General features: G+C 69.7%; 19 protein-coding genes. 5 read left to right on the top strand and 14 right to left on the bottom strand.

Translation table 11 applies throughout. The features are described 5' to 3' along the window. Positions 1-31: 31 nt before the first annotated feature. The 8 genes from J9315_RS02570 to J9315_RS02535 form a co-directional block, all read right to left on the bottom strand. Positions 32-2,722 carry a hypothetical protein gene (locus J9315_RS02570; RefSeq protein ID WP_211978724.1) on the bottom strand — a complete coding sequence of 897 codons (2,691 nt, stop codon included), beginning with the start codon at positions 2,720-2,722 and terminating at the stop codon, positions 32-34. Next, positions 2,719-4,644, bottom strand: a complete 1,926-nt coding sequence (locus J9315_RS02565) for an ABC transporter ATP-binding protein (RefSeq protein ID WP_211978723.1) — start codon at positions 4,642-4,644, stop codon at positions 2,719-2,721. Before J9315_RS02565 ends, J9315_RS02570 begins: the two co-directional genes overlap by 4 nt. Further along, entirely contained in the window at positions 4,641-5,825 is a 1,185-nt protein-coding gene (locus J9315_RS02560; RefSeq protein WP_211978722.1) for a glycosyltransferase family 4 protein, read from the bottom strand. Before J9315_RS02560 ends, J9315_RS02565 begins: the two co-directional genes overlap by 4 nt. Then, positions 5,822-7,189, bottom strand: a complete 1,368-nt coding sequence (locus J9315_RS02555; protein ID WP_232623708.1) for a glycosyltransferase family 4 protein — start codon at positions 7,187-7,189, stop codon at positions 5,822-5,824. The genes J9315_RS02560 and J9315_RS02555 overlap by 4 nt, the downstream gene beginning before the upstream one ends. Continuing rightward, complete coding sequence (locus J9315_RS02550) at positions 7,179-8,408, bottom strand: glycosyltransferase (RefSeq protein ID WP_198499699.1); 1,230 nt, start codon at positions 8,406-8,408, stop codon at positions 7,179-7,181. The genes J9315_RS02555 and J9315_RS02550 overlap by 11 nt, the downstream gene beginning before the upstream one ends. Positions 8,409-8,561: 153 nt before the next feature. Next, positions 8,562-9,221: a response regulator transcription factor gene (locus J9315_RS02545; RefSeq protein WP_137825808.1), complete on the bottom strand. Its 660-nt coding sequence runs from the start codon at positions 9,219-9,221 to the stop codon at positions 8,562-8,564. Beyond that, positions 9,218-10,735, bottom strand: coding sequence for a HAMP domain-containing sensor histidine kinase (locus J9315_RS02540; RefSeq protein ID WP_232623709.1), 1,518 nt, complete (start codon positions 10,733-10,735; stop codon positions 9,218-9,220). The genes J9315_RS02545 and J9315_RS02540 overlap by 4 nt, the downstream gene beginning before the upstream one ends. Next, on the bottom strand, positions 10,647-11,102 hold the full coding sequence (locus J9315_RS02535) for a hypothetical protein (protein WP_198499700.1): 456 nt from the start codon (positions 11,100-11,102) through the stop codon (positions 10,647-10,649). Before J9315_RS02535 ends, J9315_RS02540 begins: the two co-directional genes overlap by 89 nt. Before the next feature lie 417 nt (positions 11,103-11,519). Between J9315_RS02535 and J9315_RS02530 the strand changes: the two genes are divergently transcribed. Further along, positions 11,520-12,110 (top strand): VTT domain-containing protein, encoded by a 591-nt coding sequence (locus tag J9315_RS02530; RefSeq protein WP_232623710.1) that lies wholly within the window; start codon positions 11,520-11,522, stop codon positions 12,108-12,110. 6 nt (positions 12,111-12,116) lie between these two features. On the opposite strand, the gene J9315_RS02525 is transcribed toward J9315_RS02530, so the two are convergent. Further along, a complete protein-coding gene (locus tag J9315_RS02525; RefSeq protein ID WP_198499701.1) occupies positions 12,117-12,980 on the bottom strand; it encodes a shikimate dehydrogenase in 864 nt (287 codons plus the stop codon). Positions 12,981-12,982: 2 nt separating this feature from the next. Next, complete coding sequence (locus J9315_RS02520; RefSeq protein WP_232623711.1) at positions 12,983-13,708, bottom strand: IclR family transcriptional regulator; 726 nt, start codon at positions 13,706-13,708, stop codon at positions 12,983-12,985. 152 nt (positions 13,709-13,860) lie between these two features. On the opposite strand from J9315_RS02520, the gene J9315_RS02515 reads away from it, so the two are divergent. Together J9315_RS02515 and J9315_RS02510 are read left to right on the top strand one after the other, a co-directional pair. After that, positions 13,861-15,222: an MFS transporter gene (locus tag J9315_RS02515; protein ID WP_198499703.1), complete on the top strand. Its 1,362-nt coding sequence runs from the start codon at positions 13,861-13,863 to the stop codon at positions 15,220-15,222. Further along, a complete protein-coding gene (locus J9315_RS02510; RefSeq protein WP_198499704.1) occupies positions 15,219-17,141 on the top strand; it encodes a sugar phosphate isomerase/epimerase and 4-hydroxyphenylpyruvate domain-containing protein in 1,923 nt (640 codons plus the stop codon). Before J9315_RS02515 ends, J9315_RS02510 begins: the two co-directional genes overlap by 4 nt. Positions 17,142-17,144: 3 nt before the next feature. Here the strand turns inward: J9315_RS02510 and J9315_RS02505 are convergent, their stop codons facing one another. Next, positions 17,145-17,987 (bottom strand): hypothetical protein, encoded by an 843-nt coding sequence (locus tag J9315_RS02505; protein ID WP_198499705.1) that lies wholly within the window; start codon positions 17,985-17,987, stop codon positions 17,145-17,147. Between the two features lie 242 nt (positions 17,988-18,229). On the opposite strand from J9315_RS02505, the gene J9315_RS02500 reads away from it, so the two are divergent. Then, positions 18,230-18,547 carry an XRE family transcriptional regulator gene (locus J9315_RS02500; RefSeq protein ID WP_198499706.1) on the top strand — a complete coding sequence of 106 codons (318 nt, stop codon included), beginning with the start codon at positions 18,230-18,232 and terminating at the stop codon, positions 18,545-18,547. 113 nt (positions 18,548-18,660) lie between these two features. On the opposite strand, the gene gap is transcribed toward J9315_RS02500, so the two are convergent. The 3 genes from gap to J9315_RS02485 form a co-directional block, all read right to left on the bottom strand. Continuing rightward, positions 18,661-19,659 carry a type I glyceraldehyde-3-phosphate dehydrogenase gene (gene gap / locus J9315_RS02495; protein ID WP_198499707.1) on the bottom strand — a complete coding sequence of 333 codons (999 nt, stop codon included), beginning with the start codon at positions 19,657-19,659 and terminating at the stop codon, positions 18,661-18,663. A 341-nt stretch (positions 19,660-20,000) separates the two neighbouring features. After that, positions 20,001-21,032 carry a DJ-1/PfpI family protein gene (locus J9315_RS02490; protein WP_198499708.1) on the bottom strand — a complete coding sequence of 344 codons (1,032 nt, stop codon included), beginning with the start codon at positions 21,030-21,032 and terminating at the stop codon, positions 20,001-20,003. Positions 21,033-21,110: 78 nt separating this feature from the next. Further along, positions 21,111-23,207 (bottom strand): serine hydrolase, encoded by a 2,097-nt coding sequence (locus tag J9315_RS02485; RefSeq protein ID WP_198499709.1) that lies wholly within the window; start codon positions 23,205-23,207, stop codon positions 21,111-21,113. A gap of 398 nt (positions 23,208-23,605) precedes the next feature. Here J9315_RS02485 and J9315_RS02480 point away from each other — a divergent pair, with 398 nt between their 5' ends. Then, on the top strand, positions 23,606-24,172 hold the full coding sequence (locus J9315_RS02480) for an SRPBCC domain-containing protein (RefSeq protein ID WP_198499710.1): 567 nt from the start codon (positions 23,606-23,608) through the stop codon (positions 24,170-24,172). Positions 24,173-24,186 lie beyond the last annotated feature (14 nt).

Raw genomic sequence — 24,186 nt, 5'->3', positions numbered from 1 at the left:
CGTGCCCGGCCGCTGCGCCGGGTCGGCGGCCTCACTCCGCGGCCGCGTCGAGCAGCGCTCCGGTCCGTGCGGCCCATCGCGGGCGGAACGCGTAGACGCAGACCAGCCTGAGGAGGCTCGCGCGTTCGTAGAGCCGAAGTCGTGACCGGTCGTACCCTCCTGCCGAGGTGACCCCGGCTATCGCACGGGTGACGGCCGCCGCCTCGGCGGGCGACCAGATCCCCTGCGCGCGCCGCCATGTCGCATGGGCGGACAGGTTGCCGAGATCGAGTTCGCGCTCACCACGGCAGGCCGTATCGACGTCGAGGAGACCAGGACCGGCAGCCTCATCCCACATCAGCTGCTTGTCGTGAAGATCGCGGTGCACCGGCCCCCACCGCAGCGGGCGAGCGGAAGCGCGCAGCTGCATGGTCACCTCGGCGAGGAGCGCATCGAAGCGCTCGGCGAGTCCGCCGAGCAGACCGTCGGACCGGTCCCGCCAGTCCTCGAGGACACCGGCCTCATCGTCGGCCGTGTGAGTGGGCATCGAGTCCGGAAGCGCCTGTGCGTCCGCGCGGTCCCATGCGCCGAGGCAGTCCGTCCAGGCCCGCTCCCAGTGCGCGCCGAGTGCCCTCGGGTCGTGGAGTTCGACCCCGGGGACCCGAGAGAGGAGGACGGTCGCATCGTCGGCATCGAGCACCCGCGGCAGGGTGAACCCGGCGGCGAAGGCGAGGGCCCTGTCCTGCCCGGCGAGGATCGCCCCGGCCTTCCCGCGGCGCACGCATTTCGCGAAGGTGCCGTTGGCGAGAGCGACGACGGCTCGACGTCCCGGCCGGTGGGAGACGAGCCGGTTGCCGCGGGCGGTCGGGCCGTCCAGGAGCCGCGCGAGGCCGGGGAGATCCGGGTCAGTGCCGGCCGGCAGCAGTGTCACTGCCGCGGTGGGCGGTGCTGTCGGTCGGGTGCCGACGGGTGAGGGTTCGCGGGAACCGGAGTGCGATGGTTCACGGTTGTCGCCGAGCGGTGTCTCTCCGGTGCCGGCATGCGGTGTCGCTCGAGTGCCGACGTGCGGGGTGCCCCGGGGCGTCGGGTCGAGGAACCCAGCGCGGATGCCGTCGGCTGTCGTCGCTTCGAACGCGATGCGGCCCTTCTTCGCCGGCCACGACCGGCGGATGTCGACCTCGGTCCCGTCGATGCGGATGGTCGCGGGGATCGGTGCGGAGCCGGGCCGAGTGCTGACAGTGGGCTGAGGCTGCTTCTCCAGCGCCTCCTCGGCGAGGTCGAGGTGCCGTTCGGTGTGCTCGCGCCAGGCGGGACGGCAGGTGCGCCAGGGCTCGACCGCAGTGAGGAGCAGCGCCCAGGCTGCCCAGATGTCGGTTCCGGCGATCCGTGGCGGACGCGCTGTGGTTGCGACCACCTCCTCCTCCGACGCCGCCTCCCCGGTGCCGGTGTCAGGGGCGGCGTGCGACACGGTGCCAGGGACGGGGCCCAGCGCAGCAGCACCGTATCCGCGGAGGAATCCGGTCTCCAGCCTCCGCCCGGCGGCGTCACCGCGCAGGCGGCACGCCGCGATCCACCGACCCAGGTCCATGCCGATCGGTCCGACGCCGGCTCGATCGAGGTCGATGATCCGGAAGTCCCCGCCGCCGACGAGGATCTGGTCCGGACTGAGGTCACCGTGGATGTCGGAGAGTTCCGTGAGAGCCCCATTCCGGTCGGTCGAGCTCAGCTCTGCGGCGATGGTGCGTGCGAGTCGTCCCGCGCGTGCGACCTCGGCATCGGGAAGCAGCCGGCTCAGCGTGCCCACGGTGTCATCGAGCATCGCAGAGGCATCGCCGACGGTGAGAGCACCCGCATTCGGCGCCCCCGCACGGTCGACATCGGCAACAGTGCGCCGGTCGACCATGGCGACAGTGCGGTCGTGAGAGCCGGCGACGCTGCGGCGGTGGAGGGCGGCGATGGTGCGGCCGACCGCCTCGGCGATCTGCGCATCCGGGTGCCCGGCGAGGTCGCCATCGCCCCACCACGGCGAGCGCACTGCCGTGGCATCCGCGCCGAGGCGGGTGACGGGCAGGGTGGGCAGCCCACGCCGCTGCCAGTCCTCGGCGGCGGTGAGCAGCCGCTGGTAGGGGTCCGTGCCGATCCGCACGAATTCGCCGGCGTGTTCGAGGAGGAGGCGCCTGGCCGGGTTGTAGCCGACGACGGTGCACGCGTCGAGGTCGAGGTCACCGCGCACCCGCGCGAGCGATGCTCCGAGCTTCGGATCCCCGAGCACTCCCCCGCTGAGGAGGGTGAACTCGCGTGCCTCCGCGGGCCGGTCCCGTCCCGGCGCGGCATCGTCAACCGCCGACGCGGCGTCGTGAGCTGCCGACGCAGCGTCGTGACCTGCGAACCCGCCAAGGTCCGTGACGATGGCGTGGACGTGCAGGGGCTGACTGCGCCGATCCGCCCGCCGCCGCAGGTTGGCCAGCTTGTCGGGGTCGCTCATCACCGTCGCCCAGCCCCATCCGGCCAGGCCGGGCACGTCGTCCCGCCGCCAGGCGACGATGGCGCTGCGACCGGGCTTGACGCGCAGCCGCACGGGCCGGGCGGCGAACCCGAGCAGTCGACTGAGCGCCGCCGCCTCACGCAGGTGATCGAGGAAGGGGATCCCCATGCCTGAGGATGCGTCGACGGACGCGGCCGCCGAACCGGCCCGTGCCGTCGGCGTCGCGGCAGCAGCGAGGGCTGCGTCGACCGCGGTCATCGGCGGACTCCGGTTCCCACGACCGGACGGTGCTCCGGCGGTGCGGGGTGAGCGGTCGGCAAGTGCCCGGTCACGGTGCCCGACGCGACGGGGGCGTCCGCCTCGGCGCTCTGTTGCGGGTTCGCTTCCTCCGCCTGATCGCGCAGCCATGCCGCCACCCGCGTCGTGGGATCGGCCGCGAGCTCAGCCGGTGAGCCGTCCTCGACGATGCGGCCGTCCTCGAGCCAGACCACGCGGTCGAGGCCGCGGACCATCGCCGCGTCGTGGGTGATGACGATGCCGGTGCGCCCCTCGGTGAGATCCCACAGCGCCTCCGTCACCTGCGCCCGGGTCGCCGGGTCGAGGCCCGTGCTCGCCTCGTCGAAGACGACGACCGGGGCCGACCGGACGAGGGCGCGCGCGATCGCCAGGCGCTGCCGCTGCCCACCGGAGAGCGTGTCCCCGCGGTTGCCGAGCACCGTGTCATAGCCTTCGGGCAGCTCCCGGATGAACTCGTCGGCGCGGGCGGCACGGGCCGCCGCCTCCACCTCGGCGTCGGTGGCGTCGAGGCGACCGTAGCGGATGTTCTCCCGCACGCTGACGGCGAAGAGCACCGACTCCTGGAGGAGGACGGAGACGTTGCCGCGCAGGGACGCACGCGTGACGTTGCGCGTGTCGTATCCGTCGAGGTAGATGTGCCCGGCATCGGGCTGGCTGAGGCGGAGCAGGTAGCTCGTCAGCGTCGACTTGCCGGCTCCCGAGGCACCGAGGATGCCGATCCTCTCCCCGGCGGGGATGAGCAGGCTGAGGTCGTCGAAGAGGCGACGGCCGTGTCCGTCGCGGGAGGTCACGCCGTCGAAGACGACATCGCCGGCGACGGGTCCCATCGTCACCGCATCGGGGCGGTCGTCGATCTCGATGGGTTCGTCGAGGAGGTCGGCGATGCGCTCCCCCGAGGCGGTGGCCCGGGCGATGCGGCCCGTGTACTTCGCCATGTCGCGCAGCGGCTTCATCGCGATCTTGAGGTAGAGGAGGAAGAGGACGAGGTCGCCCGGGGTCATCGCCCCGCGCAGCACCTGGTAGCTGCCGAACGCGAGGACGAGGGCCTGCGAGACGCCGACGAGGACGTCCGTGGAGCGTTCGAGACCCGCGGCCAGCCGGCGGGCGCGCACCCCGGCTTTGAGCGCGCGTTCGTTGCCGTTGGCGAATTCGGTGGCCACCGTCCCCTCGAGTCCGTAGGCCTGGACGACGCGGATGGCGCCGAGCGCCTCGGCGGCGGATCCGACGAGGTGGCCCTCGCCTTTGCGCGTCGACCGGGAGGCGGTGGTGATCTTCGGGGTCGCGACCCGGGAGAGCAGCCCGTAGACGACGGCGGTGGCGAGGACGATGGCCGAGAGCACCGGGTCGAGGACGACCATGACGACGAGGAGGACGGCGAGGGTGATGACGTTGCCGACGAGCGGCAGCCCCGCGGTCACGGCGACCTCCTGGAGGCGGCCGATGTCGCCGACGAGGCGCTGCGAGGTGTCCCCGATCGACGCCTTCGAGTGGTATTTCAGCGACAGCGCCTGGACATGGTCGAAGACCCGGGAGCGCAGCTGGGTCGCGACCCGCGCGCCGACGAGGGCGAAGCAGATCGTCGAGGCGTAGTTCGTCACCGCGCGGCCGGCGACGATGACGGCGAGACCGATCGCCGCGGCCACGAGCGTCGTCGCCACCCCGGAGCCGATGCCGAGGCTCGGGGCGATGTCAGCGCCGAGGGCGGCGGTGACGGCGTCGACGGCGATCTTGATCGGCCACGGCTCGAGGATGCGGAAGACGACGTCGGCGAGCAGCGCGGCGAGGCCGGCGAGGATGAGCCACCTGTGCCGGCCGAGGTGGGGGCGGATGATCGTCAGCGTCCGCTTGAGGGCGCTGGCGCTCGGAATGGTTCGGGACGTCATGCGGTCTCCACGAGGACGGGGGCGAGGATGTCACGGCACCGGCTCTCCCAGGAATGGCGGGCGATCGCCTCGGCGCGGGCGGCCCGACCCATCCGCGTCCGCCGGGCGGGATCGTTCAGGAGGGTCTGCAGCGCCGCGGTGAGTGCGGCGATGTCGTCGGGGGCGACGAGGATTCCGGCGTCCGTGCCGGCGAGCAGCTCGGGGATCGATCCGACCCTCGATGCGACGGTGGGCACCCCGGCGGCGAGGTATTCGTAGATCTTCAGCGGCGAGAAGTAGTTCGGGCCGGCCGGGTACGGGGCGACGGCGATGTCGAAGCGCCGCAGGTGGGCGGGCACGTCGGCCGGGGCGACGACACCGTGGAAGGTGATGCGGGTTCCCAAGCGGAGGCGCTCGGCCTGGGCGGCGAGCGCCTCGGCCTCAGGTCCGTGTCCGACGATGTCGAGGTGGAACGGCCCGTCGAGGTCCGCGCACGCCGCGAGGAGGCGGTCGGTGCCGTGCCACGGTTTGAGGGTGCCGACGAAGCCGATGCGCACGGGTGCCTGAGCCGACGGGACAGTGCCGCGGACGGCTGGGTCGGCGTCATGGACGGCGGTGTCGGGGGTCCCGGGCGCGATGCGGTCGGTGTTGACCCCGTTGGGGACGACGACCACCTCGGCGAGTCCGGGATAGTCGCGCCGCACCCAGTCGGCCACGGCGTCGCTCACGCACACGATCCGCGCGGCCCGCCCGAAGCTCGCGGCGGTCGAGCGCTGCGCATGCTCGGTGTGGACGAGTCCGCGGTGGGTGCGCTGCTCCTCGATGAGCGGCGCGTTGACCTCGAGGATGAGGGGAACGCCGAGGCGGTCGCTGAGCGCCGCGCCCGCGGTCGAGAAGAGCGAGTACCGCTCGTAGACGAGGTCGAAGCCCCCGCGGGTCGCGACGAGATCGGCGAGCAGGTCGGAGACCCGCAGCAGCGCGATCTCCCGGCAGCCCCGGTCGAGGCCCGGAGGCAGGTCGAGGCGGACGACCTCGAGGTCGGCGAGGTCGCCGGGCATCGCGTCGTCGGTGCGGGTGCAGAACACCGTGACCTCGTGGCCGAGCCGGCGGAAAGCGCGGATGACCTCTTGGGCGTGGACGCTCGCGCCCTTCGTGCCGAAGATCCCGATGCCGGGGTCGAGGAGGATGTAGGCGATTCTCATGAGGCACGCTCCCAGGCGTCGAGGGTGTCGCCGTCGAGGGCTGCACCGTCGCAGACGTCGCCTCCGGGGGCGTCGTCGCTGCGGTCTGGTGCCGTCACGGCGGAGACGGGAGCCTCGCCCCTGCCGATGAGGGCGGCCAGCTCGGCGGCCTGGACTCGGGAGTCGTGGAGGGCGCACACCCGCGCCCGCGCGGCATCGGTGACGGAGGTCAGCGAGGCGGGGTCGGCGACGGCCCGCCGGACCACCTCGGCGACGGCGGCGGCGATCGCGGTCGGATCGGTCCCGTCGACGAGCCACCCGGTCTGACCGTCGCTGACGATCTCGGGCACAGCGGTGACGTTGCCGGCCACGCAGGGGATGCCGGCGGCCATGCCCTCGAGGAGGACGGTCGGCAGTCCGTCGACGTTGCCGTCGGAGCCGTCGACGAAGGGGGCGACGAGGACGTCGTGGGTGTCGAACATCTCCCGCACCTCCTGCTGGGTCAGGGCGCCGTGCAGCGTCACGGCGTTGTCGAGTCCGAGTCCGCGCACCTGAGCGGCGAGGTCGGCCTCGAGCGGGCCGGTGCCGACGAGGTCGAGCCGGACCGGCAGCCCCGTGTCGCGGAGGACGGCGAGTGCGGAGAGGAGATGGCCGAAGCCCTTCTTCTCGACGAGGCGGCCGACGGCGAGCAGCGCGGGGACCTCCGCCCGGTCCCGGTGCGGCCGGTACGGGAAGCGGTCGAGTTCGAGGCCGTTGCGCACGACGGTGATCCGCTCGGCGAGCTCGGGCCCGAGGGTCCGGGCGAGGTAGTCCCGGTTGAAGTCGCTGATCGCGATGACATGGTCGGCGGACGCGGTCTTGCGGGCGAGGTCGGAGGCCTCGACGCTGTTGTGGAAGATGTCCTTCGCGTGCGTCGTGAACGAGTACGGGATGCCGGTGAGCTGGGAGGCGGCGCGGGCCACCGTCGTCGACACCGAGGCGAAGTGCGCGTGCAGGTGGGTGACCCCGTGCTCGCGAGCGAGCCGGGCGACGGTGAGCGCCTGACCTGCGTCATCGTGGTCGAGGGCGAGGAGTTCGCCGAGGTGGTCGGCGGCACCGGCGGCGATACCGGGATCGGCCGTCGCCTCCTGCCAGACCTCCCAGAAGCCGCGGGCGCTCGAGGAACGTCCGACGTGGACGACGGGGGCCTTGACGCGGGCGAGCTCCGGGTGGAAGCGCGCGTCGGTGCAGGGGCGCAACGAGAAGATGACGATGTCCTCTCCGGCGGCTTCCCGGGCGAGGATCTCGGAGACGATGAACGTCTCGGAGAACCGGGGGTACATCTTGAGGACGTAGCCCACGCGCGTGTGGGGGTTCGCCACGGTCAGGGCGGTCTCAGACGGCACAGCGGACCTCCTCGGTCAGCGTCGGACGGGAGTGGGCGAGCGCGGAGACGGCGGGCACGGCGGCGGCATCGATGAGGTCGGCGGCGAGAGCGGCCACGGTGCGCAGACCGTCGCGGTCGATGTGGTCCCGGGACGACTGCGTCCCGGCGCGGCGGGCGAACCACGCGGTGAGGAACTCCGGTATCGCCTCGTTCAGGTCGCAGGTGTCGAGGGCTCCGGCGGCGGCGAGCGCCGCGGCCCGCCGGGGCTGCTCCTCGCGGTGGCCGACCCGGGGGACGACGAGCGCGGGGGTGCGGGTGGCCATGACCTCCGAGAGCGTGTTGTAGCCGCCCATGCACACGAGTGCCGCAGCGCGGGCGATGAGTCCGGGCATGTCGGCGGTATGCCGGAGGATCTGTGTGTCCGGGCGGGCGAGGTCGCGCAGGCGCTCGACCTCGGGCAGGTCCATCTGGGGACCGACGACGACGAGGTGGGTGTGCCCGGGCGGCGGGGTCGCGGCGATCGCGCGTTCGGCGAGGCCCGCCCCGTCGGAGCCCCCGCCGAGGCAGGTGAGAACGAAGGGCTCATCGGCGTCCGGCAGCCCGGTGAGGGTCGCGGCCTCCTGCCGGGCGAGCGCGAGGTAGCCGGTCAGCGTCGCGATCTCGGCGAGTTCAGCAGGAACCTCCCCGGTCGCGCGGGGATCGTAGACGGCGGCATCGCCGTAGACCCAGACCTCGTCGAAGGCCGCGGCGACGCTGCCGGGGCCGCCGACTCGCTCCCACTCGGCGGCGATGACGGAGGGGGCGTCGAGGACCTCGCGGAGGCCGAGCACGGTGCGGGTGCCGCGGGCGCGGACGTGGTCGATCACCTCGGCGAGCTCCCCGGCGACGCCGAAGGGGTGCCGGTCGACGATGAAGAGGTCGGGCTGCTGCTGGTCGAGGACGGCGGTGATCGCCGCCGACCGCAGACTGCGCAGTCCGTCCATCGTCGCCGCGAGCGCCCGCGGCGCATAGCCGCCGGGGGCAGGGGTGACGCCGGGGAGGATGACCCAGTCCCACCCAGTGGGCAGGTCGAAGCGGGCGGCCTCGGGACTGCCGGCGATGAGGAGTCCGCTGACGGGACGTCCGGTGCGCTCGGGCAGCTGCGCGGCGAGCGCGAAGGCGAGCGCCCGATTGCGGCGGAGGTGCCCGAGTCCCAGTGAGTCATGGGAGAAGAGCGCGATTCTCAGGTTCTCTGTCATGGTTCCCAGCTTCGTCGCTGAGATTAAGGCCGAGATGAGACGCAGATGAGAACCGTCTTAGGAACGTTCTCCGAGGTGGGAGGGCCGAGAAGGCCAATCGATGGGATCAGGAGACTTGTTTCCAGTGGGTGCCCACAGGTTTCGCGGTGCCGCTCAGTCGACGCGGTAGCCGAAGCCTCGGACGGTGGTGACGAAGTCAGAGCCGAGCTTCTTGCGCAGGTAGCCGACGTAGACGTCGACGACGTTGGAGCCGGGGTCGAAGTCGAAGCCCCACACATGGGACAGCAGCTGTTCGCGGGAGAGGACGTTGCCGCGGTTCTTCAGCAGGATCTCGGCCAGTGAGAGTTCGCGGGCGGAGAGGTCGACGACGCGCTCGCGCACCCAGACCTGCCGGCTGAGCAGGTCGATGCGCACGTCCCCGCGCACGAGCTCGGTCGTCGGCGCCTCCTGCACGGTCTCCTTGAGGCGCAGCCGGATCCGGGCGAGCAGCTCACCGAAGCGGAAGGGTTTGATCATGTAGTCCACGGCCCCGGATTCGAGGGCGTAGATCGTGTCCTCGGCGTTGTCGCGGGCGGTGAGGACGAGGACGGGCAGTGTGGGGCGCTGGTCGCGCAGCTGCTCGAGGACGCTGAAGCCGTCGAGTCGGGGCAGGCCGATGTCGAGGACGAGGAGATCGAAGTCCCCGGTGATCGCAAGGTCGCGTCCGGTGAGGCCGTCGGCGGCGATCTCCGTGCTGAAGCCCGCGGCACCGAGCCCCTTGGCGATGAACGAGGAGATGCGCGCTTCGTCCTCGACGACGAGGATTCTCTTCACTGGCGTCCTTTCGGCAGGGTGAGACGGAACTGGGCTCCCACCTCGGTGGGGTCGAGGGTGACGGTCCCGCCGTGGGCGCGGGCGATCGCGTCGACGATGGAGAGGCCGAGCCCGAACCCGTCGCCGTCGGCGGTTCCGCGGTTGAAGCGGTCGAAGATCTCGTCGGCGATCTCGGCGGGCACGCCCTCTCCGTCGTCGCGGACCCAGAGGTGGACGTCGGCGGCGTCCTCGGAGGCGCCGAACGTGATCGTCTGGCCGGCCTCGGTGTGATCGACGGCGTTCGCAGCGAGTTGGAGGAGCGCCTGGGTCAGGCGCTGGCGGTCGGCGGTGAGGACCGGGAGGTCGGTGATCTCGACCTGCCAGTTCCGCGGCCCGAGCCCGGTCGCCTTCGCGAGCACCCCGTGGAGGAGCGCGGAGACGTCGACGGATTCGGGGCGGACGAAGTCGGGACGGCGGGACCGGGCGAGGACGAGGAGCTCCTCGACGAGCCGTGTCATCCTGTCGGTCTCGTCGAGCAGGAGTGCACGGGTCTCGTCGACATCGGCGACGTCCTCGGAGTTCATCGTCTCGAGGTGTCCGCTGAGGATCGTCAGCGGGGTGCGCAGCTCGTGGCCGACGTCGTCGAGGAAGCGGCGCTGGGTCTCGAAGGCCGCTTCGAGCCGATCGAGCATCGCGTTGAAGGTGCGTCCGAGTTCGGCGATGTCGTCGCTGCCGCGCGTCTCGAGCCGGTTGCTCAGGTCGCCGCCGGAGATCGACTGCGCGGTCTGACGCAGCTGGGTGACCGGTGAGAGGAGGCGGCGGGCGAGCACGGAGGAGATCCCGGAGATGATGAGGGCGGCCAGCAGCGCGACGATGACGTAGATCTGCATGAACTGGATGAGGTCGGCGCGGCTCGCGGTGACGTTGTGGACGACGACGAAGGAGCCGTGTTCGCTCGCCGGCGGAGGTGCTCCCCCTGCTGCGTCGTTCGCCGAGGCGACCGCTGAGACGGGGAGGACGTAGCCTTCGTAGTCGTTGCCCTCGATCTGCAGTTCGATCTCCCCGCCGTCGGTCGCGACCCGCGACACCGCGTCTTCGAGGGCGCGGGAGCCGCCGAGGAGGGTGTCCGGTTCGCCCTGGTAGAGGACGCGGCCGTCGCTGAGGTAGGCGAAGAGGGATTCGTAGGAATCCGGCTGGTTCTGGGCGAGGAACTGGCTGAGCATCTGGTCGACCGAGGTGAACGGCTGACCGGTCTCGGGGTCGACTCCGGTCTTCGCGAACGACCGCATCTCAGCGACTTCCTGATTCATCGACCCGGAGATCCGGTTCGAGACGTTGTTCGACTCGACGGAGTAGAGCACCACGCCGACGATCGTCAGGGCGAGGACGGAGAGGACGGAGACGGCGATCGTCAGTCGGTTCTCGACGGTGAGTCGGATGCGACGATCAGTCGTCGTCATCGTCACCGCCGTCATCGTCGTCATCATCATCGTCGCCGTCGTCGTCATCATCGTCGTCGTCGTCGGCATCGTCATCGCCGTCGTCGCCGTCGGCGGGGACTTCGCGCGGCGGGTTGGGAGCGGGTTCGTACGAGTGCTCGATCTGGCCGGAGCCGCTGCCGCCTCCGCCGTCGGCGCGGCCGGCATTGTCGCCTCCGGCCCCGGCACCGGATCCCCCGCCTCCGGATTCGGTGCCGTCATCGACGGAGGTGTCCGGGTCGCCTTCGGCCGCTGCCGCACCGTCGGGAGCCGCGGACTCCGCAGAGTTCGGCGAGACCTGGATCGGGGTGAGGTCGGGGGTCTCGGACTGCGAGGTGCTGCGCACGATGATGAACGCGAGACCGGCCAGGACGACGACGAGTCCGGCGACGACCGCGCTGAGCACACTCGATTGCTTCCCCACACCATCAACCCTGCCCAAGGCGCACGCGCTTTGTCGAGCGATCGGCAATGAGAGTCTTCTTAGTCAGCCGGAGTTCATCGTCACAGGCGGGCAGGTCTTAGGCGCGCAGATGGAGGGCGTGCGATACTGAGAGCGCCCCGAATCGAGCCTCACCGAGGAGCCCCCATCAGCGAAGACCGCCGTCCCGACGACGAACTCGCCCGACCGGCTGCCGACCCTGCCGCGGGGTCCGAGGCAGCGGCGACTCCCGAATCCGAGACGCAGGAGTCAGAGGCGCGGGATTCGGAGACGCGGGCACCTGAGGCGCAGGCCCCGTCCGCTGAGGGCACCCGCAAGGAGAACCCGTGGGCGGCGATCACGCCCTGGCAGGGCAGAGCCAAGCCGCTCGACAAGTTCCTCCTCTTCATCATCATCGGCGTGCCCGTCATCTACCTCGCCCTGCTGCCGCTGCGGCCGTGGATGCTCGTCAACGCACCGGTCCTCCAGGAGTTCATCAACGGCGCGAAGACCGCGATCGTCGCCGCCGGGGCCTATGCCGCCGTCGGGGAGATCCCGCTGTGGCTCGTCATCGTCGCCGGGTTCGTCGGGATGGTGAAGTTCAACTGGGCGTTCTGGCTCGCCGGTCGCCGGTGGGCCGACGGCGTGCTCCGTCTCTTCGCCCAGAACGATCGCCAGCTGGCCCGCATCGAGCGCCTGCGCTCGATTCCCAGTTGGGCGCTCTTCCTCATGACGATGATCGCCCGCTGCCCCGGTGTGCCGGGCACCCTCGTCTACATCGTCGCCGGGTGGACGAGGATGCGGTTGTCGCTGTTCCTCATCGCCGACTTCCTCGGGTGCCTGATCTTCACGCTCATCTGGACGATCCTCGGCTATCAGCTCGGCGAAGCGGCCGTCTCCGTGCTCTCCGTCATCGACAAGTACTCGCTGTGGGTGACCTTGGCGCTCATCGCCGGCATCTTCGTCTTCGCCGTCATCAAGGAGAACCGCAAGGCGAAGTCGCAGGACTGAGCCTGTTCACGGCCCGAGGCTGAGGAACGTCTCCCGCATCCGCTGCGGGTCTGCGGTCATCCCGCTGAACAGTGCGAAGGCGTCGACAGCCTGATTCACCGCCATGCCCGACCCGTCGAGGGTGCGGCAGCCGATCGCGCGGGCGTCCCGCAGGAGCTGAGTATCCAATGGGAGGTAGACGACATCGGCGACCCACAGCTGCGGCCGGAGCAGCGCCGCATCGACGGGACTGCCCGGGTGGGCGCGCATTCCCACCGGGGTGGCGTTGACCAGCCCGTCGGCGACCGACAGAGCGGGCCCGATCTCGCCGAGGGCGACGACCCGCACAGCGTCGCCGACGTCCGCGGCCAGTGCCCGCGCCCGCTCCTCGCTGACATCGGCGATGACGAGTTCGCCGACTCCCGCCGCTGCCAGCGCGAAGGCGACCGCCCTCCCGGCACCACCGGCCCCGATCTGCACGACGCGCTTCCGGTCGGCTCCCGCGAGGCCCGCATCGAATCCGCGGGCGAAACCGGTCACGTCGGTGTTGTGGCCGCGAGTGCGACGGTCGCGGTCGATGACGACGGTGTTGACCGACCCGATCCTCCGCGCCTCTTCGGACACCTCGTCAAGAAGGCTGATCACCTCCTGTTTGAACGGGTGGGTGATGTTGAGCCCGTCGAACCCGAGGCGGATCGCCGCGGTGAGGAGATCCTCGAGAGACGCCGAGGCGACGGCGGGCTGGGCTGTGTCGACAGCACGGTAGATCGTCGGAACACCTAGACGAGCCCCTTCGAGCTCGTGCATCCGCGGTGTCCGCGACGCTGTGATGCCGTCGCCGATGAGGCCGAGCAGCAGGGAGCGGACCGGGGTTGTCGCAGGCAGGGGCATGGTCACCTCGGGAGTCGGGCGGCGATGGCAGCCGCAGTGGTCGTGAGTTCTGGTGTGAGAGCGACAAGATCCTCGAGTGAGCGCCGGAAGACCGGGGCGGCCAAGGCCAGTGCCGCGAGCAGCCGTCCGTCGAGATCGAGGACGGGGACGGCGACCGCGTTCATGCCGATGTCATTCTCCTCCGATTGTCCGGCCCAACCGTGTGAGCGCACTTCGTCGAGCCGCTGACGCAGCTGACCGGGGTCGGTGATCGATCGCGGGGTCCGCGCACTGAGGTCGAGTCGCTCGATGGACGCATCACGGTCGGAATCGTAGGCGAGCATGATCTGGCCCAGGGACGAGGTGTGCAACGGCGAATAATCGCCGGGATCGGTTGTCGTGCGGAACTGGGGGCCGTCGACAGCCACCACCGTGAGTGCCGCATCACCCCGGCGCACGGACAGGATGCTCGATTCGCCCGTCGAGACGGTGAGCTCGCGGAGGAGGTCCTTCGTGGCACCGTCGAGTCCACGACGGTGCGCGACCTTCTGACTGAGCCTGAAGACCTCGATGCCGAGCGTGTAGAGCTTCGAGTGCGCATCGAATGATGCGTACCCGGATTCGACGAGGCCCCCGAGAAGTCGATAGGCGGTGCTGAACGGGTAGCCCGTGATCTCAGCGGCCCGCGCGGCACTGATCCCGTCGGAGAATTCGCCGAGGAGTTCGAGCATCTCGAACGTCTTCGTCACGGAGTTCGATCCTTTGGCCGGCATCTGCGTGCCCCTCCTCGTCTGCTGAGCTGACGACTGCGCCATTGACAGTCGGTGTCGCCTCGGTCACACTGTAATCCATAATGTAACAGCAACTGCCATATTGTGGCAATACAACAATGCGAGGAAGCATGGCACACGCGATCGGCGAAGCTCGCCCGACTAAGACTCCATTGCGAGCGGCGCTGTCCAGTTGGACGGGTTCAGCGCTCGAGTACTACGACTTCGCGGTCTACGGGACCGCGGCGGCCCTCGTCCTCAATGTCCTCTTCTTCCCCGAGTCGACCGAGCCGGGAATCAGAATCCTCCTGGCCATGGCCACCGTCGGCGTCGCCTACGTCGTCCGTCCGCTCGGCGCCCTCATCATGGGTCCGCTCGGCGACCGGTACGGGCGCAAGTTCGTTCTCATGCTCACGCTGTTCATGATGGGCATCTCGACGTTCATCGTCGGCTGTCTGCCGACCTACGACCAGGTCGGCATTCTCGCTCCCATCCTGCTCGTCCTCTGCCGCATCGTGCAGGGACTCTCCGCGTCGGGCGAGCAGGCGAGCGCCATCTCCGTCTCCCTCGAACACGCGGCGGAGACCAGACGGTCGTGGACCACGGCATGGACCCTGCATGGGACGCAGTTCGGCACTCTCCTCGCAACCGCGGTCTTCATCCCCTTCACCGCTCTCCTTCCCGACGACCAGCTCTTCAGCTGGGGATGGAGGGTGCCGTTCTGGTTGTCAGCCGTCGTCGTCCTCACCGCCTGGCTGATCCGCCGGGGCCTCGAGGAACCGCCGGCGTTCAAGGCGGCACGGCCCAGCAGCCCACCGCTGCGGGCGGTGTTCACGTGGCACAAAACCGCAGTCCTGCGCGTTGCGGCGTGTGCGATGGTCAACACCGTGAATATGGTCTTCACCGTCTGGTCGCTGTCGTTCGCCACCTCGATCGTGGGACTTGAGCGCTCGACGATGCTCCTCGTGTCGGTGACGGCCAACGCGGTCGCGCTCCTGGCGATTCCCGTCGCGTCAGCCCTCGCCGATCGCGTCGGCCGCAAGCCGGTCTTCATCATCGGTGCGCTGTGCTCCGGGCTGATGATGTTCCCCTATCTCGGGGCCGTCTCGGCTGGCAACTGGACGCTCATCTTCGTCACCGGCGCGCTCATGGCCGGAGGCTTCTACTCGATGGCCAACGGCATCTGGCCGTCGTTCTACGCAGAGATGTTCCCGACATCCGTCCGCGTCACCGGCCTCGCCCTCGGCACTCAGATCGGATTCGCCGTCTCGGGCGGCCTGGCTCCGGCGCTGGCCTCGGCTGTCGCCGGTGCGTCGGGAGAGAACTGGGTGTCCGTCGCCGCAGTCACAGCCGGAGTGTGCCTCCTCGTCGCCCTGGTCGCGTTGACTGCCGGCGAGACCAAGAACCTCTCGCTCACCGACATCGATGAACTGCACGAAGCGCGGGCCGGGGTCTCAGCAGAACCGCCGGCCCGGACGAAGGAGGAGAAGTGAGGACATCGATCGCCACCGTCTGTCTGTCCGGAACTCTCGAGGAGAAGCTCCGGGCTGCGAGTCGCGCAGGATTCGACGGCGTCGAGATCTTCGAACAGGATCTCATCGTCAGTCCCCTGTCACCGGAAGCGGTCCGGGAACTCGCCGGCGATCTCGGCATCACCCTCGATCTCTACCAGCCCTTCCGAGACTTCGAAGGCGTCGACGAGGAGCAGTTCGCAGCCAATCTCGACCGGGCACACGCGAAGTTCACGCTCATGCGACGCCTGGGGATCGGCACCATGCTGCTGTGTTCGAACGTCGGCACGGCGACGATCTCCGACGACGCCGTCGCAGCGGGGCAACTGCACCGCCTCGGGGACCTCGCCGCGCAGTTCGACATCGACGTCGCGTACGAAGCGCTTGCGTGGGGGCGATTCGTCTCCGAGTACGACCACGCCTGGCGGATCGTGGAGCGAACGGACCATCCCCGCATCGGCACCTGCCTCGACAGCTTCCACATCCTCTCCCGCGACACGGACCTCGACCTCATCGCAGAGATTCCCGGCGAGAAGATCTTCTTCCTGCAGCTTGCCGACGCTCCCGCGCTCACCATGGACGTCCTCAGCTGGTCACGGCATCACCGGGTGTTCCCCGGCGAAGGGGCCTGGGACCTGCCGGACTTCCTCGCTCGGGTGGTGGACAGCGGCTACCGCGGCCCGGTGTCGCTCGAGGTGTTCAATGATTCGTTCCGGCAATCCGATACCGACCGCACGGCCGTCGACGGCCTGCGCTCGCTGCGATGGCTCGAAGCGACGACCGCGGACCTCCGCGCCGCCGCCGTCGCTCCGGCGCACGGAGTCGTGACCGACGGGGAGCAATCCCGTCCCAGTGGTGCCGACGGCTCCCGTGACCGGGGACGGATCGACCTGCGTCAGCTGCCCGAGGTCGCCGAGCCGCACGGCGTGGACTTCGCCGAGATCTCCACGACCGATCTCGGGGCGGTCACCCGTCAGCTTCATCAGCTCGACTTCCGCTTCACCGGGTATCACCGAAGCAAACCACACGTCCAGCTGTGGCAGCGCGGGAGTGCACGCATCATCGTCTCCGAGATCGACAGCGCCTCGACCGTCCACGCGCTGACGTTCCTTCGCGGCATCGGCTTCTCCGTCAGTGATGCGGAAGCCGCCATGGACCGCGCTTCTCTCCTGCTCGCCGCCGAAGTGCCGAGGAGGCAGACGCACGATGACGCAGTCCTGCGCGGGGTGTTCGCACCCGACGGGTCTGAGGTCTTCTTCCACACCGACCGCGGAGACACCCCTGGGTGGACGGCAGAGTTCGGCACCGTGAGCGACGACCGCCGGTCCGCGATCGACCACATCAACCTCTCGCAGCCCGCACAGCACTTCGACGAGGCGGTCCTCTTCTACACCTCGCTCCTCGACCTCCGAGCCCAGACCGCTCAGGAGTTGCCGAGCCCCACCGGCCTGGTTCGCTCCCAGGTGATGTCGAACGCGGACGACTCCGTGCGCATGCCGCTCAACGTGGCACCCCAGGCAGCCACCGGATCGAAGCTCGGCGGTCTCTCGCCGACCGTGGCCGCCCAACACCCCGAACACATCGCGATCTCCTGCGACGACATCTTCGACGCCGCCTCGACCGCGAGAGCACGCGGCCTGGACTTCCTGGTCATCCCCGACAACTACTACGACGACCTGGACGCACGATTCGCTCTGCCCGCGGACCTGCTCGCGCGCCTGCGCGACCATCACGTCCTCTACGATCAAGACGCGCACGGTGAATTTCTCCACTTCTACACGTCGACGACCGGTGCCGTCTTCTTCGAGATGGTGCAGCGAACGGGCGCGTACTCAGGGTTCGGAGCTCCGAACGCGCCGGTGCGCCTGGCGGCCCAGCATCGCCTCAGCTCTCCCCTCTGACCCTCACACCTTCGCCTCGGCGAGCACCGCGTGCGGCTCAGTCACCGCCAGGATCCTCCGATGCGCCGCCTGCCAGACGAGCCGTCCGACTTCGCCGGTGCCGAGTCCGAGGAGCCCGGCCGCCTCGGCGATGAGCTCTCGCGCCTCATCGGGCTGCAAGGTCTCGCGGTTCGGAGATTCCATCTCCATCGCGGAAGCGCCGCCATCGGGTGCCACCGGAACGCCGATGTCGGGGGCAGCACCACTCTCAGCACCGGAGGACTCCGCATTGCCGGCATCGCGTTCAGCACCGTCGGCGACAACCTCGGTGAGATGCCGGAGGACGGCACGATCCGATTGGAGATGATCGGATCCGGCCAGGGCGAGCAGATGGAAGTACGTCACGGCCGAGCTCTGGCTCGGCAGGGTCCGCCACGCGCTGATGACGGCGTTGTCGGCCGGATCCGCAGCGACCGCGGAGAGCAGATCGGGGACCGTCTCGATGTCGTGGTCGGCCATGAGCCGGGTCGCCTGGTTGACGACCTCCGCCTTGAGCGGTGCCCCGGGGTGCGTGTTCGCGGGTTTGAGGTTGTGGGCAACGGTCTCCGCCCATGCTCGCGATCCGCCTGCGGCAGCGATCGAGTAGCGCAGGGACTTCGCGCCGTCGACGAACCCGTGCCGGGCGACGTACCGGGCGATGATGTGCGCGACCGCCGTGGGATGGGACCCGGTCGCATAGATCGCGTCGATGAGGCAGAGTGCGAGGCTGGCGGGATAGCCGATCGGCGGCCTCTCCCCCGGCACGCCATCGAGCAGCCCCCGGCAGTGCTCGACCAGTCGGCGGACGCTGTCTGTCGTGATCTCCATTGGTCTGACCTTCCGTCAGGCACCGCGGGTGCGGTGCGTCGGTCCTGACCCCTGCGGCCAGGAAGGTGACGTCGACGGTAAGCGACGGCACTGACACGACATGATCCAGCGTGATTCGAACGTCAATGAATGACGGATTCACTGACACATGAATATTCTGCGGCTTCGCGGCCTCGCGGACGGTCTCACCAGGGGTGACAGCCGCCTTGGCAGTCTCCTCGTCCGTCTGGCAGGGTTAGGGCATGAGCAGCGAAGAGATCATCATCGACGGCCCCCTCGCCCGAGCCGCCCGCATCCTGTGCCAGGTCTCGGCGAAGGATGTGGCCGATCAGGCCGAGATCGAGAAGGCCGACCTCAAGGACTACGAGAAGTGCCGCGACGATCTCACCGCGGAACAGGAGCGGCGACTCATCCTCGCCCTCGAGCACTACGGTGCGCGCTTCATCCCCGATGACAGCGACGGCGGCTACGGTGTGCGCCTGAAGTTCAACCGCCTCAAGGTCCGCGCCGTCGAACGCTGGGAGAACGAAGGCGGAACTCCGGGCGCCGACGACGTCTGAGCCCGGAGACGAGTCCGGTCGCCGCTGGCTCGCAGGCAAAGACCGGCAGTGACAGACAGAGTGGGGCGCTCCTCGATTCCGAGGAGCGCCCCACTCTGCTCTGGTGACCTCAGTCAGCTGCGGCCGATGAACTCGAGGTTGTCGACGACGCGGTTGGAGAAGCCCCACTCGTTGTCGTACCACGCGACGACCTTGACGTGGCGGCCGTTGTCGACGCGGGTGAGCTCGGCGTCGAAGATCGACGACGCCGGCTGACCGACGATGTCGCTCGAGACGACGGGCTCCTCTTCGTAGTCGAGGATGCCGTTGAGCGGACCGTCGGCGGCGGCACGGTAGGCGGCGAGCACCTCGTCGCGCGTGACGTCCTTCGAGACCGTGGCGTTGAGCTCGACGATCGAGCCGACGGGCACCGGCACGCGCATCGCGTCACCGCTGAGCTTGCCGTCGAGCTGCGGGAGGACGAGGCCGATCGCCTTCGCCGCACCCGTCGAGGTCGGGATGATGTTCGCCGCAGCTGCCCGCGCCCGGCGCGGATCCTTGTGCGGGCCGTCCTGGAGCACCTGATCACCGGTGTAGGCGTGGACCGTCGTCATGAAGCCGTGCTCGATGCCGGCGAGGTCGTCGAGGACCTTCGCGAGCGGCGCCAGGGCGTTCGTCGTGCACGAGGCGTTCGAGATGATCGTGTGCTCGGGCGAGTAGGCCTCCGAGTTCACACCGTAGGCCAGCGTCACATCGGCACCCTTCGACGGGGCGCTGACGAGGACCTTCTTCGCTCCGGCATCGAGGTGCGCACGGGCCTTGTCCGCCTTCGTGAACCGGCCGGTGGCTTCGAGGACGATGTCGATGTCGAGGTCGCCCCACGGCAGCTTGGCCGGATCCTTCTCCGCGAAGACGCGGATCGAATGCCCGTTGACGACGATGCTGTCGCCGGAGACCTCGACGGTGCCGGGGAAGCGGCCGAGCGTCGTGTCGAACTTGAGCAGGCGAGCCAGCTCTTCGAGGTCACCGAGATCGTTGATCGCGACGACGTCGATCTCGCTGTTGCGCTCGCTGAGGGCGCGCAGCGTGGCGCGACCGATGCGACCGAATCCGTTGATGGCGATGCGAGTCAATGTCACTCCTTGGGAGGGTCTGATAACCGTTACATCACCATGATGGCGACTTCTCGCGCGCGCCAACAGTGGCCAGAGCGACAGTCTGCGAAAGGTTCTTGCCAGACTTATTGCCAGATACTGAAAGAATCCAGCCAGTGGTCGCGGCGCGACGGCCAACTGTCCCGGCGCGACGGACGGCGGGAGCTGCTCGACTGTCGGCGCGAGCGACTCCAGGACGAAATGGACAGATTTTTCTGCCGATTCTCTGTCCAGATCGTCCTGAAGTCGGGGGCGCGGGAGGCGGCGTGGGGCGATGCACGGGCGCGGTCGGCGCGGGGGCACTCACCTCACCCGGCGCCTCACCCGGAGAAGGTGTGCCGGTATTCGTTCGGGGAGATCGAGAGGATCCGCTGGAAGTGCATCCGGAGGTTCGCCCCGGTGCCCAGCCCCACCTGGTCGGCGATCTGCTCGATGCCGAGGTCGCTGTTCTCCAGCAGCTCGCGGGCGAGGTCGACCCGGGCTCGGAGCACCCACTGCATCGGCGTGTACCCGGTGTCCTCGACGAACCGCCTGGAGAACGTGCGCACCGACACTCCGGCGTTCGCCGCGAGCTGGGCGAGCGTGAGCTCCTCTCCGATGTGCTGGAGCGCCCACTGCCGGGTGTCGGCGAAGACGTCGCCGAGCGGTTCCGGAACGCTGCGCGGCACGTACTGCGCCTGGCCGGCGCTCCGATACGCGGCCGCGACGAGCCGCCTCGCCACCTGGTTGGACAGCCCGACTCCGTGATCGCGGCGGATGAGGTGGAGGCAGAGGTCGATCGCCGAGGCGGCCCCCGCCGAGGTGAGCAGCTGCCCTTCGTCGATGAAGAGGACGTTCTCGTCGACGTCGATCGTCGGGTACCGGCGGGCGAGCGCCAGCGCCGTCGACCAGTGCGTCGTCGCGCGCCGTCCGGAGAGCAGTCCGGTGCGGGCGAGGACGAAGGTGCCCGTCGAGAGCGCCGCGATGCGTGCCCCGCGTTCGAATGCCGACAGGAGTGCACCGACGACGGCTGCGGACGGTTCCCCGTCGACCACCGAGGCGGCGCCCGGGATGAGGATCGTGTCCGCCTCGGTGAGTGCGTCGAGTCCCCGATCGATCGCGTAGGCCAGCCCATCGGCGCCGGTGACCGTGCCGTCGTCGACACCGCACACGGTCACCGAGTACGGCCACTCCCCTGTCGTCGTCGACGCCGATCCGGTCGCCGTGGACGGGGTATTCGACTCGGCGCCGAAGACCTGCACGGGCACGCCGAGGTCCATCGCGGAGACCCCGTCGAGGGCGAGGATCGCGATCCGGTGAGGCGCGGCCGCACTGGGGCGGCGCTGAGGAGAAGAGAGGGCGTCGGCAGTCATCGTGTCACCCAGTCTAGGCACGCAGGAGGCTTCGTTCGGTCTCGCTCGGGACCGGACGGCGCTGTGCCGTGAGGGCTGTCAGTATGCGTACCCGCCGGGAATGATGCCCGGCACGGCGGCGACGCCGACGCCTCCGCCGACGGCATTGCCGTTGCCGACGAGCAGTCCCGCAGCCGTTCCCGCGGCGCCGTTGCCGGCAGGCGATCCCGCACCCGAGGCCGCCGGACCTGCCGGCCCGCTGGTTCCGGGATTCGGAGTCTGCTCAGCAGTCCCGGGCACAGCCGGGCGCGGAACCTCGGCGGCGTGGACCTCGGCGGCCGGTGCCGCCCCACCACCCGGCGCATCGGGATCGGCACCCGGAACCGAGGTCGCCGGTGTGCCGGTCGGCGCGCTGCCCGGCGCACCGGCGGGACCAGCCGGAGTCGTTGCGGGAACCGCCTCCGCGGCCGGTGCGCCGACCGCGGCCCCACCGACCGCCGCACCGAATCCATCGGTCAGCGGTCGGGTGTGGACGGGTTGGCCGGTCACCGTGGTCGGCGTCGGCGGGACGACGTCGAGGGGCACCGCCTCGGTGATCGCCTCGAACATCGCCAAGGTCCCGTGCTGGGCGGCGAGGCTGACCGGTTCGGGGTCATGGGCGAGCTTGACGCCCACGGTCTGCGTGGCCCGGTCAATATAGAGCATCTGGCCGTGGATGCCGATGCCGATGACGACGTCGCGGCTGGCCGAGGGCACCCAGAACTGGCTGCGATACATCCCGCCGGGGTAGGACTGGGCGGAGGCGGAGTCCGCGAAGACCTGAGTCGAGTCAGGGCCGCCTGAGAAGATGTCGTCGATCCAGGCCTGCGAGACCACGCGCGTGCCGTCGACGGTGACCCCGCCGCGGGCGATCATCTCGCCGAAGCGTGCGAGGTCGCGCAGGGTCGTGCTGATCGCGCCGTCGGCGATCGACCCGCCCCAGCGGTCCTGGCAGACCTGGGCGGCGTGGGCCGCACCGACCCGGGACCATACGAATTCGCTGGCCACGACGGCGAAGGGGCGGCCGACGACGTTCTCGCAGACCCAGGCGAGCACGTCGGTCTCACAGCTGCGGTAGACGAAGGACGAGCCGTGTTCGCGCTCCTTCGTCAGTCCGGTGAGGAAGGCCTTGATGCCGTTCGCCGAGGAGGGCGTCCGCGGCGCGAAATCGACGGCCTCGAACAGCGCACGGATCTCCGAGCCCTTCGTCAGGTACTCCTCGGAGAACTTCACGCCCGAGCGCATGTCGAGGAGATCGCGGACCGTGGCACCGGCGTAGCCGCTCTCGGACAGGGCGGGGATGTGGGTGGTGACGAGGTCGTCGACGCTGAGCAGGCCCGCGTCGGCGAGCGCGCCGACGACGATCGAGACGATCGACTTGGAGACGGAGAAGAGCATGTGGCGGCGGGCCGGCTTCATCGGCCACGCGTACTCCTCGGCGATGGCGACACCGCCGCGGGTGACGAGCCAGGCGTCCGTGTACGTGCCCTCGAGGACGTCGCCGACGGTCGACCAGCCCTCGTCGTCGGCCGCCGTCCACTTCTTCGCGTCGATGCCCAGCGACCGGAAGTCGTGCTCCTGGGTGACGTATTCGCGCACCGGTCCGATGCCGCGGGGGATCCCTGCGCTGGGGAAGATCTCCTCCATCCGGGTGAGCGCGAACGCAAAGTACTCCGGCCACTTCCAGGAGTCGAGGTCGATGCTCTCGAGGATCGCCTCGGAGGGGTCGACGATCGCGTCCTCGCTCGCCGAGGTGAGCTCCCCGACGTGCGGCAGCGCCGGCCGATTCGGGCCCGCATCCCCGTGGTCCGCGCCGGAGTCGTCCGGTGTGCGGCCGTCCCCGGAGCTGCCATCCCCGGTGTCGTCCGGTGCGCGGTCTTCCCCGGAGCTGCCGGTGCCGTGACCCGAAGATGCGGTACCGGTGCCGTCGCTGGGTGCCGCCGGACCCTCGCCTGGTGCCGCCGGACCCTCGCCGAGGCGGTCGTCGCCCGTGCGCGGGGACCGCTGCGAGTCTGTCGGGGAGTCGGTTCCGTCGGCGCGCTCGGCAGCGCTGTCCCTGTCCGTGTCGATCCCCTTGGTGTTGCCGGACAGAGCCCCGATGCGTCGGGTTGCGGGATTATGAGTCAGGCTGTGGAGCACCTTCTTCATATCCGCCATCTCTGCCTCCGTCAGTCGTCTTGTGCACGGTTGAGCCTACCTGTCGCACATGGACGACAACAGTCTTTCCGGTGTCCAGACGCGCTCATCCGCACCCCGCCTCAGCCCCGGCACCCCTGTCACCAGGCGGGACTCAGCCTGTGGTTACTCTGCAGTTATTCAACTTACAACCATCGGCCATCCGGTGTTCAAGTCATGGTCGTTCAGGTCACGGTCGTCCGCATTCACGTCCCGACCGGCTGGGCCGATCACACCGGCGAGTCGAACCGCAGCGGGAGCGCAGTCGGCGAATGGAACCGCAGCGGGAGCGCGGGCGCTGAGGCTCCGCACCGGGCGCACGCATCGGCTAGTCTCATGGGCAGAAGGAAGTCGACGACGATGTGAGGAGCTCACCGCACATGCCTCTCAGAGAACTCAGCGCCGACAGCTCAGCCGACACCCTCACCATCGCCTGGGAGCTGCCCGCGTCACCGGAGACGGTGTGGGCGCACCTGCAGAACGTCGAGACGTTGAGCGAATGGCTCGGCCGTCCCCTGACCTTCGACAGCCGCGTCGGCGGTGAGATCATCATCGACCACGACGACAGCTACCTCTGCCGCTCCGAGGTCCTCACCGTCGACGGTCACAGCGCCGAGCTGACGTGGTCGTTTCCCGACGAACCGACGAGCCGCGTCGCGGTCACCGTGACGGCCGCAGCGCCGCCGACCGACCGCGGCCCCGCTCCGCAGGCTGCCGAGGCCCGCGCTGCCGAGCCCCGGACAGACGCTCCTCCCGCCGCGGACGCACCGTCGGTGCTCGTGCTGCGCCATGCCGGACTCGGGGATCTCATCGACTCCTACCGTACCGGGTGGATCGCGCACCTTTCCTTCTTCGAGGCGTCCCTGGCCGGCACTCCCCTGCCGTCGTCGCAGTTCTGGCCGCTGTGCTCGACCGTCGATCGCCTCCTCGAACGCGGGGACGGCTGAGCGCCGACGGTTCA

The organism is Brevibacterium sp. W7.2, assembly GCF_018137945.1.
GTDB classification, from domain to species: domain Bacteria; phylum Actinomycetota; class Actinomycetes; order Actinomycetales; family Brevibacteriaceae; genus Brevibacterium; species Brevibacterium sanguinis.
The sequence above is the reverse complement of the archived record's forward strand: the minus strand, read 5'-3'. Positions and strand labels throughout refer to the sequence as shown.